Below are 13,237 nucleotides of genomic sequence, written 5' to 3'. Positions count from 1 at the left end.
GAGCCCGTTATGGCAGGCACAGAGGACGTCCTCGACGAGAGCCAGGTCGACGCGGCCCTCGCCGGGCTGCCGGACTGGACGTACCGGCTCGGCGGTCTGGTCACCGTCTACAAGGCGCCGTCTGCGGCCGCGGCGCTGGACCTGATTGCCGCCGTCGGACGCATCGCCGAAGAACAGAACCACCATCCGGACCTGGAATGGCGGTACAGGAAGGTCTCCCTGCGGTACAGCTCGCACGACGCCGGGGGCAAAGTCACGCGGCGGGATGTCGCGGCCGCGGCGGCCGCCAGCGCGGCCGCTGCCCGGATCGGCGCTGTCGCGGAGCCTCCGCCGCTGTAAGCCCAGGTCGCGGGCTGGAGGAACCTGGGGCGGGCCTTAACGAACCGTGACCACCACCCGGGTGGGCGGTGGTCACGGAGGCCGGGCTGCTGCCGGCGAACGGCTAGTAGCGCAGGATGGCGGTGAGCCGGGCAGTGTCGCGGCTGGTGCGGGTCCTGCCCAGGTAGAGCACGGCTGCCACGGCGGCGGCGGCGCCCAGGACCATGGGCAGCACCCACGGAATCCAGGTCAGCCCGGGTTGGTAACCCAGCCCGGCGGCGACGAAGATGGTCCAGCTCACCATCCCGGCGGTCAGCGATACCCCTGCCGGGACCGCGATGCCGTACTTGGCATGCCGTTTGTCATTGGCCCAGACCACAAAGCCCGCGGCCACTGTCACCAGCGCAACCACAATCAGGGAAAGCATGTTTGGACTCCTAGCGGATCTGGTAACGGGGTCGGCAGCGGCCTGTGGTGCCTACAGCGCGCCGAAACCGACGCGGCGTACTTCCTCGGCGCCGATTTCAACATAGCCCAGAACGTTTGCGGGAATGATGATCTGGCGGCCCTTTTCGTCCGTCAGGCGCAGTTCCGTGCCCTTGGCGATGGCCTCACCAACCACCTTGGCCACGGCGTCGGCATCCTGGGCCGATTCAAGGACAATTTCGCGGCCGATGTTCTGAATGCCGATCTTTACTTCCACAGCAAGGCCTCCCAGCCAATCAAAGTCCAACAAAAATCAAAGCGTCATCTCTATTTGTAGTCTAGGTTTCCTTGGGGAAGCGTGAGATTCCGCGCCAAGCTAAACGGTAGATCAGGTCGCTGGCCACATCGAGGTCAAGATTGCCGTCGGTTTCCAGCCAGTACCGGGCACTGACATGCGCCAGCCCGGCGAGTCCGCGGCCCAGCAGCTGGGCCTCCAACTCGGGCAGCTTCGTGTCCTCGGCGATGACCCGGGCGACGGCGTCGGCGAAAGTCTTGTTGAACGTTTCGAGCCGGGCGCTGACGTCGGGATCGTTGACGAGGTCCGATTCGAAGACCAGGCGGTGGGCCTGGTCGTCACTGGCGATGAAGCGGAAGTAGGCCCGCATGACCGCCTGGACGCGCTCATCGTTGTCCGTGGTGGAGTTGAGGGCCCCCAGCAGCAGCTCCGTCAGCTTGCTCAGCTGGCTGTCCAGCAGGGCGATGTACAACTCGCGTTTGGACGGGAAGTGCTGGTACAGCACGGGCTTGCTGACGTGGGCGGTCTCGGCGATTTCGTCCATCGCGGCGCCGTGGTAGCCGTTGGCGACGAAGACTTCCTGGGCCGCCGCGAGCAGCTGCGCCCGGCGTTCATCGCGGGGCAGCCGCGCCGACCGCTGTCCGCCCCGTGCCGGCGCGTCCGGCGACTTTCCCGCATGACCCCGCTCAACCGGTGCCTGGTGAACCACTGTCGGCCTTCTTTCCCTTGCTGTTACGTCCACTTTACGTGGCGGTAATATGACCTGGCGGCATCTGCGGGCATAGATTGAAGTATGGCTTCCAAGTTCACCGCAGCAACAGCCCCCGCAACTCCGGACACGGCGCCCGGGCCGCTGGTTGAGCCCGCGGACGGATTGAGCCCGGAAGAAGTCGAACGCTACTCCCGGCACCTCATCATTCCGGAAATAGGGGCGATCGGGCAGCGCCGCCTGAAAAACGCCAAGGTCCTCGTGATCGGCGCGGGCGGCCTGGGCTCACCCGCGCTGCTCTACCTGGCCGCCGCCGGGGTGGGCACCCTGGGCATCGTCGACGACGACACCGTGGACCTGAGCAACCTCCAGCGCCAGGTGATCCACGGCGTCGCAGACGTGGGCCGGCCCAAGATCGAATCCGCCCGGGACGCCATCGCCGCGCTGAACCCGCTGGTTGAGGTCCGCCTCCACAATGTCCGCCTTGACGCCTCGAACGCCCTGGAACTCTTCACCGGCTACGACCTCATCCTCGACGGCGCCGACAACTTCGCCACGCGCTATCTCGTGAACGACGCCGCAGCCATCCTCGGCAAGCCCTATGTCTGGGGCTCGATCTTCCGCTTCGACGGGCAGGTCAGCGTCTTCTGGGAGCAATACGGCCCCACGTACCGCGATCTGTACCCGGAGGCGCCGCCCGCTGGCTCCGTGCCGTCCTGCGGGGAAGGCGGTGTGTTCGGGATGTTGTGCGCCGCGGTGGGTTCGCTCATGGTGACGGAGGCCGTCAAGCTGATCACCGGCGTCGGGCGTTCCCTCCTGGGACGCGTGGCACTCTTCGACGCCCTTGGCGGGACCTGGCGCGAAATCAAGGTGTCCCGTGATCCCGCGGCCGAGCGGATCACGGAACTGACCGACTACGAGGCGTTTTGCGGCATCACCCCGGCAGCGGAGGCAGGCACTGAACATACCGTGACGGCGACGCAGCTGGCCACGATGCTGGCCTCCCGCACGGCCGGGCTCAAGGACTTCCACCTCGTCGATGTGCGCGAGAGAGGGGAATTCGAGATCGTCCGGATCGACGGGGCGGTGCTGATTCCGCAAGGCCAAATCCTGGCCGGCGAAGCGTGGCACGAACTGCCCCAGGACATGGACATCGTGTTCCACTGCAAGGCCGGCACCCGGTCCGCGGCGGTCCTCGCCGCCGCCCGGGCGGCGGGCTATGAACGCGTCAGCCACCTAGAGGGCGGAATCCTGGCCTGGGTGCGGGACGTTGAGCCCGGGAAGCCGGTCTACTGACGCGAAGCGTCAAGGCAGCGAAGTTCAATCGATCGCTTCGATGCCGAGCCGCTTGAGTTCTTCAAGGTGGTTCCGCATGTTCTGGAGCACGGGGAGTGCGGCTGCCAATCCAGGATCTCATCGACCACCCGCAGCGGCGCCCGCGTGCGTAGGACAGCGTCGGATTGCCCGGGAATTTCTTGTCCGTCAGATTGGGGTCGGGTTCCCGCTCCAGCCCGCCGGCCGGTCCACATCCGCTGACTGGTTCTCTCTTTCACCCGCATTGGGTGATGACTGCCCCGACTGGACCCGCTAGCTTGGCGAACGAGTGATTGACCAGCTTCCGTCCCCTGTGAGACCCCACTGAATGCTGCCGCCGTCCGGCGGACGGCCAGCGGAAGGAGTAGGGATGCCCAACTGCTACGCCGGGCGAACCGGGCCCGTCCTGTCAGTGCCTCCGGTGGCCCGATTCGTCACTGCCGCGCAGGGTTGCCCGGCATGAGCGAGCCTGCAGCGTCGCCCGCGCGTATCGATCCGGTCGCCGTGATCCGTTCCAAGCCGTACATCTCTGCGCTCGTGTTGGCGGCGCTCTTGGGCGTTCCCATCTCGGCCATTGCATACGGTTTTCTCGCTTTGGTGGCCACGATCCAGCGGTACATCTTCGACGGGCTGCCGAATCAAGTCCTGGGGGGTCCTGCTCCTGCGTGGTGGCCGGTCCCGTGGTTGGTGCTGTGTGGGTTGTTGACGGCGTTGACCATCCGGTATCTGCCGGGAAACGGGGGCCACTCACCTGCTTTCGGGTTCAAGACGGGCGGCGGTCCGCCGAACGGGCGGGAGCTCGTGGGCATCTTCCTCGCGGCGCTGGCCACGCTCAGCCTGGGTGCGGTGCTCGGGCCTGAGGCGCCGCTGATCGCGATCGGCGGCGGCCTCGGGGCGTTGGCGGTGCACCTGGTGAAGAAGGACGCGCCGCCGATGGCCCTCACGATCATGGCGTCGGCAGGCAGCTTTGCCGCGATCAGTACCTTGCTCGGGTCTCCCGTGCTCGGTGCATTCCTGATCATGGAGGCCGCCGGGATCGGGGGAATGACGCTGAGTCTGATGGCCCTGCCCGGGCTGCTCGCTTCTGGCGTCGGGGCGCTGGTGTTCGTCGGCTTGGACGGCTGGACCGGATTGGGCAGCTTCTCGCTGGCGCTGCCTGTGGTGCCGCCTGCGGAGCCGCCGACGTTGGCGACGCTGGGCTGGGCGGTGGTCATGGGCGCGGTCGGCGCGCTGTTGGGATGGTTGATCCGCCGGGTCGCGCTGTCACTTCGTCCGCTCGTGCATTTGAACCGGGTGTTGGTGACGTCCGCGCTCGGCCTGTTGATCGGTCTCACCGCTATGACGTACCAGTTGATCTCCGGGAACAGCTTCACGCAGGTCCTGTTCTCGGGGCAGGACGCACTTCCGGAGCTGGTCGAACACGCCGCCAACTACTCGCTTGCTGTGCTGGTCCTGCTGATCGCTTGTAAGACCTTGGTCTACGGGCTCTCGCTGAGCGCATTCCGTGGTGGTCCCGTGTTCCCGTCGATGTTCATCGGTGCGGCGCTCGGCATTGCTGCGAGCGGGTTGCCCGGAATGAATCTCGCGGCGGCGATCGGCATGGGCATCGGAGCCATGTGCGCAGCCATGCTGCGGTTGCCGTTGACGTCGACGCTGCTGGCCACGCTGCTCCTGGGAGTCGACGGTGTGGCCGTCACGCCCCAGGTGGTGGTGGCTGTTGCGGTGGCCTTCGTCATCACCAATGTGCTCCCGGTCCCGGGCCCGACGGCGTCCGCGGGGCCCGACGACGCCGGCGGCGTCCACCAGCGGACTCCCCGGAGGGCAACATGAGCACGGGCCGTTCGACCGTACGGGACCGGTGGATCGCCTGGTTGTTCATCATTGGCTCGAGTCTGTTCGCCTTGGGAGCGGTGCCGCTATACGCCGAGGCCGTGGGATTGCGCTTGTGTGGAGTCACCTTCTTCGTCGGTTCGCTGTTCTTCACCTGTGCGGCCTTCCTGCAGTACCGCGAAGCCGTTGACGCGCTCCCGGCCGCCGGTGCCGTGAGCCGTTCGTTGTGGGTATGGGCGCCGCGGAATCTTGTCTGGCTCGCCAGCGCGATTCAACTGGCCGGCACGCTGTGGTTCAACTGGAGCACGGGGAACGCGCTGCTGGTCAATCTCAGTGCGGAGCTGACCGAGCAGCGGGTGTGGCGACCCGACGCCCTGGGTTCAGCCGCCTTCCTTGTCTCAAGCGGTATCGCCTTGCGGTATGCCGGTCGCAGCACCATCGCCGGCAGGCCCAGGCCCAGGCCCCGGACGTGGAAGATCGGCGTGATCAACGTGGCAGGCTCTGTTGCGTTCGGCATCTCGGCTGTCGCGGCCTTTGTCATACCGTCGAGCGGCGACGTCTGGAACGCCGAACTGTCCAATCTCGGCACCCTCGTGGGGGCCCTGTGCTTCCTCACCGGCGCGATTCTGATGCTAAGCCCGGAATCCACCGACGCCTCGGTTCCCGCGGACCGGGGAACGCATCCGTAACCCTTTTCAACACTAGGAGAAGTGATGTCAATAAATTCCCAGCCGGCTGATGCCGACGTGGCATTGTTCGGCAACCGATTCGTGACCCAGGAGGTTCCGAGCCGGGAGTTCCCGGAGACGGGCATTCCCGCTCAGGACGCCTTGCGGCTCGTGTCCGAGGACCTGGCGCTGGAGGGTGATCCGGCCCGGAACCTGGCGACCTTCGTGACCACATGGATGGAGCCGCAGGCCCAGCAGATCATCGCCGCGAACCTGCACCGCAATTTCATCGACCACGCCGAATATCCCCGCACGGCCGAGATCGAGCAGCGCTGCATTCGGATGCTCGCCGACCTCTTCCACGCGCCCGGCGAGACAACGGGAGCCCGAACCCAGGGATCGTCCGAGGCGATCATGCTCGGCGGCCTTTCCCTGAAGTGGAACTGGCGCAAGCGCCGCGAGGCCGCCGGCGGGTCGACGTCGAGCCCCAACCTGGTGTTCGGCGGCGATGTTCACGTCGTGTGGGAGAAGTTCTGCCGCTACTTCGACGTCGAACCGCGGATTGTGCCGCTGCAGCCGGGGAAGTACACGATCGGCCCGGACGACGTGCAGGCCCATGTCGATGAGAACACCATTGGTGTCGCGGCCGTGCTGGGTACGACGTTCACGGGGCACAAGGACGACATCGTCGGCATCAACGACCTGCTGCTGCGGATCAAGCGTGAGCGCGGCCTTGATGTTCCGTTGCACGTGGACGGGGCCAGCGGGGGGTTCGTCTGGCCCTTCCTCTACCCGGACTCCGAGTGGGACTTCCGGCTCGAGCAGGTCCGCTCGATCAATGTCTCGGGGCACAAGTTCGGGCTGGTCTATCCAGGCATTGGCTGGCTGATCTTCCGGGAGAAGGCCGATCTGGCGAAGGAGCTCGTCTTCGAGGAGAACTACCTCGGCAAGACGGACTCGACCTTCACCCTGAACTTCTCCACCGGCTCGTCGATGGTTCTCGCCCAGTACTACAACTTCGTGCGCTACGGCCGCGCCGGTTACACCTACATCATGCGGAACATGCAGACCAACGCCCGCGTCCTCGCCGAGAAGCTGGAGGCCATGGGCCGGTTCGAGATCATTGGTCCCGACGAGGAACAACTTCCCCTGGTCGCGTTCCGGCTCGCCTCCGACCCCGGGTACAACGAGTTCGACATTGCCTGGCAGCTCTCGGCCGAGCGTGGCTGGATGGTGCCGGCCTACACCCTGCCGCCGAACGCCCAGGACGTGACGATCATGCGGGCCCTGGTCAAGGAAACGATGAGCCGCGAGCACGTCGACACGCTCGCCCGTGACATCGAAGAAGCGTGTGCCACACTGGCGAAGAAGGGCGGCGCGCACGAATCCGAACGAAACAAGATCGTCACCGGCCCCGGCCATTGACCCGCTGCAGCGGTGGCACGCCGGGCCCGGGGCCGGAGGTTCTAGGCCAACTGAGTGAGGACGACGGGTCCGGATTCCGTGACGGCGATCGTGTGCTCCGAGTGCGCCGTTCGGCGGCCATTGGAACTGCACAGGGTCCAGCCGTCGGGAGCTGTGACGAGTTTGCTGGTGCCGTCCATGACCCAGGGCTCTATGGCCAGAAGCAGGCCGGGGCGGAGCACATATCCGCGTCCGGGCTTGCCGGTGTTCGGAATATGCGGGTCCTGATGCATGGTGCTGCCAACGCCATGTCCGCCAAATTCGGTATTGACCTGGAAACGGGCCGATTCGAGGACCGAGCCAATTGCATGGGAGATATCTCCGATCCGCGCCCCGGACTGCGCCGCCTGGATGCCGGCCAGCAGAGCGTTCTCCGTGGTTTCAATCATGAGCCGGTCAACGGGCGCGGAAGATTCCCCGACGGTGAAGCTGATGGCGGAATCGGTGACCCAGCCGTTAACACTGGCTGCGAAATCGAGTGAGAGCAGATCCCCGTCCGCCAGAACGTAGTCATGAGGGAGACCGTGCAGAACGGCATCGTTGACGGACGTGCAGATGACTTTTCCGAACGGACCGCGCCCAAACGACGGGGCGTAGTCGACATAACACGAGCGGGCTCCGGCGGTCCGGATCATCGAGGCTGCCCAGTCGTTTATTTCCAGGAGATTCGTGCCCGGCTCGATTCTCGCCCGCAAGTCCGACAGGGTCCTCGCCACGAACTGGCCAGAGAGGCGTGCCTGGTCAACTTCGCGGGGCGTGAGCAGTTCAATCAATGATTCCTCCAGCATAGGACCGGTATTATTATAACGGTACTATGCTTGGAGGATGGTTAGAGTCCCCCTGAGTCCAGACGACGTCCGTGCAGGAAGGCTGCTCGGGGAGATGCTCCGTAATGCGCGGGGGGAGCGGACACTGGTCCAGGTGGCTCTTGGCGCAGGTATTTCCCCTGAGACACTGAGGAAAATCGAGACGGGTCGGATCGCGACACCGTCTTTTATGATCGTGGCGGCCCTCGCCGAAGAACTGGGCCTCTCGCTGGATGCCATCCAGGAAACGCTGCGAAGGACATCGGGCGAGAAGCTCGAGGTAGCTTCCTGAACGCACCTGCCATGCGGCCCCAGGGCCACAGTATTGCCGAAGTGGGAACCCCGTGCGGCTTAGGCCGAGTGCCGGCGGTCTTCATCCCCGGCATCGCGGACAACAGCATCGTGGACGACAGCATCGTGGACGACGGGGCACTCGGCGCCTGCGGTCTTTGCGGCGGCCGGCTCAACTGTGATGCCGTACAGCGCCTCAAGGGCGGCGACGTAGTCTTCCTGCTGGCCGTTGGCGGCGAGCTCCCGGGCGCGGACCGTGGGGACGTGGAGCAGCTGCTTGACCATCCGGCGGAGCGCGAACTCAACTTCCTCGGCCGCTGCGGTGCAGCCGTGGCGGGCCCGGACCTTTTCCATTTCCGTGTCCAGCACGTTCATGGTGTGCCGGCGCAGGGCGACGATCGCCGAATCGACGGAGCGGGCTTCGCGTTCCTGCTCGAAGGCGCTGGCCGCGCCGGCCACGATGCTGCTGGCCTGGGCCAGCGATTCTGACTGTTCCTGCGGGGCGGCCAGGCGGACCGATTCCAGCGTGAGCAGCTCGACGCCGTCGAGTCCGCCGACGGCGGGGTCAAAGTCGTGGGTGAGGGCGAGGTCGATGGCGATCAGGGGCTGGGGCGACGCCGCCCTGACGGCGGCCAGTTCCGCGGCCTCGACGCGGGTGTCCGCTCCGCTGCAGCCGATCATGACGTCGGCCGCGGCGACGGCCGCCGGAAGCGTTTCGCCGTCGAGCGCGGTCCCGCCGCGGGTGGCGACGAAGCCGGCTGCGCGGCCCGAGGAGGAGTAGACGGAAACGTCCGTGCAGCCGCGTTCGCGCAGCAGCGACATGGTGGCGCCGGCGTAGGCGCCGGTGCCGAAGACAACGATCTTTTTGGTGGACCAGTCGGGGTCCTCGGAGAGCTCCGTGGCGAGGTCCAGGGCCACCGAGACGACGGAGAGGCCGCGGGCACCCAAGGCGGTCTGGGCCCCGACGTCCTTGGCGGTCTTCGACGCGGCCTGGAACAGCCGGACAAGGCCCGAGCTGGCCGTGCCTTCGTGCTGGGCGGTAATCAGGGCCCGGCGCACCTGGCCGGCGATCTCGCGTTCACCGACGACGGCGGAGTCGAGTCCCGAGCTGACCGAGAAGAGGTGCCGGGTGACGTCCGGGCCCGTTCGTGTGTTGAAAGACTGCGCGACGAGCTGTTCGTTGAGTCCGGTGGAACCGCTGAGCTGGGCGATGAGGGCCGCACGGGCGTCCTCGACGTCGTCCGGGCGGTGCGCCTCGCCATAGATTTCGAAGCGGTTGCAGGTGGCAAGGACAATGGCACCCGCCACGGCCGGCGACCCGGCGAGGGCGGATGTGGCGAGCTCTGAAGCGCCGGTGCTCAGTTGAGCAACGGTCTCGAGGTCGATGTCGGCGTGGGTCGCCACCAGAGAAAAAAGAACCACAGCAGGACAATCATAGCTTTTTCGTCCCCGTGTAGAACAACTGCCGGGCGTGTGACCGCACACGCCGGCGTGTGATTCCCGCCACCGCGCAGGGGCGGCCCGCGTCGGTGCCCGCGCCGGTGACAGGCTGTCGTTATCTTTTGGGCCTGATTTTCGGCACAATCGAAGTCATGACTCCTAGCACTGCGGCAACTCCCGAAATCTCCGGCCTTGATGCCGGGCACCCGCTGATGGACGGCCGCACCGCGGATTCCCCGCTGATCACGGCCTACCGCGGCGGCAAGCCGTCGCGCCGCCCGGTCTGGTTCATGCGCCAGGCCGGCCGTTCGCTGCCCGAATACCTCAAGGTGCGCGAGGGCGTGGCCATGCTGGATTCCTGCCTGCGCCCCGAATTGGCCTCGGAGATCACCCTGCAGCCGGTCCGCCGCCACGACGTCGACGCCGCCATCTTCTTCTCCGACATCGTTATCCCGCTCAAGCTGGCCGGAGTCGGCGTGGACATCGTCCCCGGCGTCGGTCCCGTGCTGGACAAGCCGGTGCGCACTGCGGCCGATGTCGCCGCCTTGCCCGAGCTGACGTGGGAAGCCCTCGAGCCGATCCGCGAAGCCGTCCGGCTCACCGTCGCCGAACTCGGCAGCACCCCGCTGATCGGCTTCGCCGGCGCGCCGTTTACCCTCGCGGCGTACATGGTGGAAGGGAAGCCCTCCCGCGACCACCTCGGCCCGCGCACCATGATGCATGCTGATCCCGAAACGTGGACCGCGCTGGCGAACTGGGCCGCGGACGCCTCCGGCATGTTCCTCCGCGCCCAGCTGGAAGCGGGCGCCTCCGCCGGCCAGCTGTTCGACTCCTGGGCGGGCTCCCTCGGCCTGGCGGACTACCAGCGCTTCGTCGCTCCCGCCTCCGCCCGCGCCCTGGACCACGTCCGGAACCTGGGCGCACCGCTGATCCACTTCGGCACCGGCACCTCGGAACTGCTCGTCGCCATGCGCGACGTCGGCGTCGACGTCGTCGGCGTGGACTACCGCCTGCCGCTCGACGAAGCCAACCGCAGGCTGGGCGGCACGGTGCCGCTGCAGGGCAACATCGACCCGGCCCTGCTTTCCGCGCCGTGGGAGGTGCTCGAGGCCCACGTCCGTGAAGTCATTGCCGCCGGCGCCTCGGCCCCGGGACATGTGCTGAACCTCGGCCACGGGGTGCCCCCGGACACCGATCCCGCCGTGCTGACGCGCGTCGTCGAACTTATCCACTCGATCTCCCCGGAATAGCCGCATGGAGGCGGCCGGCACGCCCGCGGGGACAGGGCAGACAGCAGTGGTGGTGGGTGGCGGAGTCGCCGGCCTGCTTGCCGCGCGGACGCTTGCCCGGGCCGGCGTCACCACCACGGTTCTGGAGGCCTCGGGCGAGTGGGGCGGCTGCGTCGGCAGCCATACGGTGGCCGGCCTGACGCTGGACAGCGGCGCGGAGTCCTTCGCCACCCGTTCCTCCGCCGTGGCGGACCTCGCCGCCGAACTGGGCATTGCCGATGCCATTGTCGCGCCGAATCCCGGCGGCGCCTGGGTCCAGTTGCCCGAAGGCCCGCGTGAACTGCCCCGCACCGGGGTCCTCGGCATTCCTGCCAATCCCTGGGATCCTGAAGTACGCCGTTCGCTCGGCCTTGCGGGTTCGCTCCGTGCCTCGCTGGACAAACTGCTGCCCGCTTCGCTGGGCACTGCAGCCGAGGCCACGAGCATCGCGGCACTTGTCCGTGCCCGGATGGGGCGGCGCGTGCTCGATCGGCTTGTGGCGCCCGTCGTCGGCGGTGTCCACTCCGCGGACCCTGACGTGCTCGACGTCGACATGGTGGCACCGGGCCTGCGGGCCGGGATCAAAGCCCACGGCTCCCTTGCCGCCGCAGTGGCCGCCCAGCGCAGCGGAAACGAACGCAGCCGAAACGAACGCCGTGCCGGGGACGCCGTGGCGCCGCCGCCAACCGGTCTGCAGAAGGCGGGGTCCGCCGTCGCGGGGCTGCGCGGCGGCATGCACACCCTCATCACGGCGCTGGTCGCCGATCTGCACGGCCGGGGCGTGACGCTGCTCGGCGGCACGCGGGCGGATTCCGTGGAGCGCACCGCCGGCGGCTGGCGCGTTTACGCCGGTGGCACTGCGCACGACGCCGGGCTGCTGGTCGTCGCCGTGGACGGCCCGGCCGCCGTCGGGCTGCTGGCCGGCGCCCTGCCGGAACTTGTCGGCCTCCGCCCCGAGGCCGGACCCGACGTCAGCCTAGTCACGCTCGTGGTGGACCTGCCCCCGCTCGACGCCAGTCCGCGCGGCACAGGGGTTCTGGTCGCGCCGCAGAGCCCGGGAATCCAGGCCAAGGCCCTCACCCACGCCACCGCCAAATGGGCGTGGCTCGCTGACCGGACCGGCCCCGGCACCCACGTTGTCCGGCTGTCCTACGGGCGCGGTGACGCCCGGCACGGCGCCCAGCCCCGGCCGGAGCCACGCACCGACAACGAACTGTTCGACGCTGCCTTGACGGACGCCTCCACCCTGCTCTCCGTTCCGGTCACCGCCGCGGACGTCGTGGACTGGGACGTCGTGCGCTGGGGCGGCGCGCTGCCCTTCGCCTCACTCGGCCACAGGCGCCGCGTAGCGGAAGTGCGCAGCATCTGCTCGGCGGACGGCACCCTGGCCGTCGTGGGCGGCTGGCTGTCCGGCAACGGACTCGCGGCGATCGTTGCCGACACCCCGCAACAGGTCCGGCAGCTGCTGTCCTGAGCGGCTCGGAGGCCAGGAATCCGCCCGGAATCCTGCCTCCGGAGCGGGCACGCCGTCGGGCGCCGGTACCCGGAAAAGGCGGGAACGGCAAATTTTCCCCCGCGTCCTCTGGGGGCTAAGGTCGATGACCATGGTTACTCACAGGTCCAACGTCCAAGAAACGCCGGCCGGTCACCATGGGGGACTTCGGCGTGGCACGGCAGCTGCAGCGCTTGGAGTGGTGCTGGCTCTATCCGCGGGCGCGCCCGCATCACACGCGGCCACGGGCACCGCCGTCTCCGTGCCTGCCGCGACGGACGCCCTGTCCATCGACCTCGATGGCCTGGTTGACGGACTGCTCGGCCCTTCGAAGACGCCCAGCCCCTCGCCCACGAGCCCCTCGCCCCAGCCCTCCGCCTCCGAGGAACCCGACGAGCCGGAGCCGAGCCGCTCTCCGACGCAGTCACCCACCCAGACGTTTGCTCCGCAGCCCGTGGCACCTCCGGTGCCGGGGACCCCGCAGCCCGCCGCCCCGGCCGTGCCCGCGGTTCCTGTCCCGGGCCAGTCAACCGCGGCACCGGTCCCCGGTGCGCCGGCTCCGGAGCTTCCGGCCGGGACAGAGGCCCCGTCTGAAGCCTCGGCGACGGCGTCGGCCACCGCCGCCGTTTCCCCGACCGCTACCGGTGGCCCCGCAACAGCGTCGGCCAAGCCCCGCTCCGGCAGTACCTCCATGGAGGCCACTTCAACGCGGCAGGCCGCGGGACCGTCGCCTTTGTTGGGCGCGGGCATCGGCCTCGTTGCGCTCTCCCTCATCGCCGGCGGCGTGGTCCTGCGGATGCGGCGCGTCTGACGGAGCCGACAGCTTCCTCCCCGGAGCGCCGGACCCGGAGTCTAGAGCCCCGCTGATGTGAAATAAAGCACTTCTACGCGCTGTAGAAGTGCTTTATTTCGACTT

The 13,237-nt window shown here is 67.7% G+C and carries 14 protein-coding genes and 1 pseudogene; 9 read left to right on the top strand and 6 right to left on the bottom strand.

Annotated elements, in window-relative coordinates; genetic code table 11:
• Positions 1–9: 9 nt before the first annotated feature.
• Entirely contained in the window at positions 10–339 is a 330-nt protein-coding gene (locus LDO13_RS12865) for a 4a-hydroxytetrahydrobiopterin dehydratase (RefSeq protein WP_224047115.1), read from the top strand.
• A gap of 103 nt (positions 340–442) precedes the next feature.
• On the opposite strand, the gene LDO13_RS12860 is transcribed toward LDO13_RS12865, so the two are convergent.
• From LDO13_RS12860 to LDO13_RS12850, 3 genes are all read right to left on the bottom strand, one after another.
• Positions 443–745: a hypothetical protein gene (locus tag LDO13_RS12860; protein WP_224047114.1), complete on the bottom strand. Its 303-nt coding sequence runs from the start codon at positions 743–745 to the stop codon at positions 443–445.
• Between the two features lie 51 nt (positions 746–796).
• Positions 797–1,021: a DUF3107 domain-containing protein gene (locus tag LDO13_RS12855; RefSeq protein ID WP_224047113.1), complete on the bottom strand. Its 225-nt coding sequence runs from the start codon at positions 1,019–1,021 to the stop codon at positions 797–799.
• Between the two features lie 61 nt (positions 1,022–1,082).
• Positions 1,083–1,748 (bottom strand): TetR/AcrR family transcriptional regulator, encoded by a 666-nt coding sequence (locus tag LDO13_RS12850; protein ID WP_224047112.1) that lies wholly within the window; start codon positions 1,746–1,748, stop codon positions 1,083–1,085.
• 84 nt (positions 1,749–1,832) lie between these two features.
• On the opposite strand from LDO13_RS12850, the gene moeB reads away from it, so the two are divergent.
• Positions 1,833–3,044 carry a molybdopterin-synthase adenylyltransferase MoeB gene (gene moeB, locus LDO13_RS12845; RefSeq protein WP_224047111.1) on the top strand — a complete coding sequence of 404 codons (1,212 nt, stop codon included), beginning with the start codon at positions 1,833–1,835 and terminating at the stop codon, positions 3,042–3,044.
• A 24-nt stretch (positions 3,045–3,068) separates the two neighbouring features.
• Here moeB and LDO13_RS12840 read toward each other — a convergent pair.
• Positions 3,069–3,243: pseudogene (locus LDO13_RS12840) on the bottom strand (NAD(+)--rifampin ADP-ribosyltransferase); the annotation flags it as partial.
• A gap of 278 nt (positions 3,244–3,521) precedes the next feature.
• Between LDO13_RS12840 and LDO13_RS12835 the strand changes: the two are divergent.
• From LDO13_RS12835 to LDO13_RS12825, 3 genes are read left to right on the top strand one after another with little or no spacing between them, the layout of a single operon-like run.
• A complete protein-coding gene (locus tag LDO13_RS12835) occupies positions 3,522–4,892 on the top strand; it encodes a chloride channel protein (protein WP_224047110.1) in 1,371 nt (456 codons plus the stop codon).
• Positions 4,889–5,581: a hypothetical protein gene (locus LDO13_RS12830; RefSeq protein ID WP_224047109.1), complete on the top strand. Its 693-nt coding sequence runs from the start codon at positions 4,889–4,891 to the stop codon at positions 5,579–5,581. The genes LDO13_RS12835 and LDO13_RS12830 overlap by 4 nt, the downstream gene beginning before the upstream one ends.
• A 24-nt stretch (positions 5,582–5,605) precedes the next feature.
• Complete coding sequence (locus tag LDO13_RS12825) at positions 5,606–6,985, top strand: glutamate decarboxylase (RefSeq protein WP_224047108.1); 1,380 nt, start codon at positions 5,606–5,608, stop codon at positions 6,983–6,985.
• A 41-nt stretch (positions 6,986–7,026) separates the two neighbouring features.
• Here the strand turns inward: LDO13_RS12825 and map are convergent, their stop codons facing one another.
• Entirely contained in the window at positions 7,027–7,797 is a 771-nt protein-coding gene (map, locus tag LDO13_RS12820; RefSeq protein ID WP_224049780.1) for a type I methionyl aminopeptidase, read from the bottom strand.
• A gap of 52 nt (positions 7,798–7,849) precedes the next feature.
• Between map and LDO13_RS12815 the strand changes: the two genes are divergently transcribed.
• Entirely contained in the window at positions 7,850–8,122 is a 273-nt protein-coding gene (locus LDO13_RS12815; RefSeq protein WP_224047107.1) for a helix-turn-helix transcriptional regulator, read from the top strand.
• Positions 8,123–8,181: 59 nt separating this feature from the next.
• Here LDO13_RS12815 and LDO13_RS12810 read toward each other — a convergent pair whose 3' ends face one another.
• On the bottom strand, positions 8,182–9,543 hold the full coding sequence (locus LDO13_RS12810) for a glutamyl-tRNA reductase (RefSeq protein WP_224047106.1): 1,362 nt from the start codon (positions 9,541–9,543) through the stop codon (positions 8,182–8,184).
• A 170-nt stretch (positions 9,544–9,713) separates the two neighbouring features.
• Here LDO13_RS12810 and hemE point away from each other — a divergent pair, with 170 nt between their 5' ends.
• The 3 genes from hemE (at position 9,714) to LDO13_RS12795 (ending at position 13,132) form a co-directional block, all read left to right on the top strand.
• Positions 9,714–10,811, top strand: a complete 1,098-nt coding sequence (gene hemE / locus LDO13_RS12805) for a uroporphyrinogen decarboxylase (protein WP_224047105.1) — start codon at positions 9,714–9,716, stop codon at positions 10,809–10,811.
• A 4-nt stretch (positions 10,812–10,815) separates the two neighbouring features.
• Positions 10,816–12,303, top strand: coding sequence for a protoporphyrinogen oxidase (hemG, locus tag LDO13_RS12800; RefSeq protein WP_224047104.1), 1,488 nt, complete (start codon positions 10,816–10,818; stop codon positions 12,301–12,303).
• Between the two features lie 220 nt (positions 12,304–12,523).
• The gene (locus LDO13_RS12795) at positions 12,524–13,132 is read left to right on the top strand and encodes a hypothetical protein (RefSeq protein ID WP_224047103.1); all 609 of its coding nucleotides are present in this window, start codon (positions 12,524–12,526) and stop codon (positions 13,130–13,132) included.
• Positions 13,133–13,237: the final 105 nt, after the last annotated feature.

This window comes from Arthrobacter sp. NicSoilB4 (genome assembly GCF_019977335.1).
GTDB lineage: Bacteria > Actinomycetota > Actinomycetes > Actinomycetales > Micrococcaceae > Arthrobacter.
Note: the sequence above shows the minus strand (reverse complement) of the source record. Positions and strands in the feature narration are given on the sequence as shown.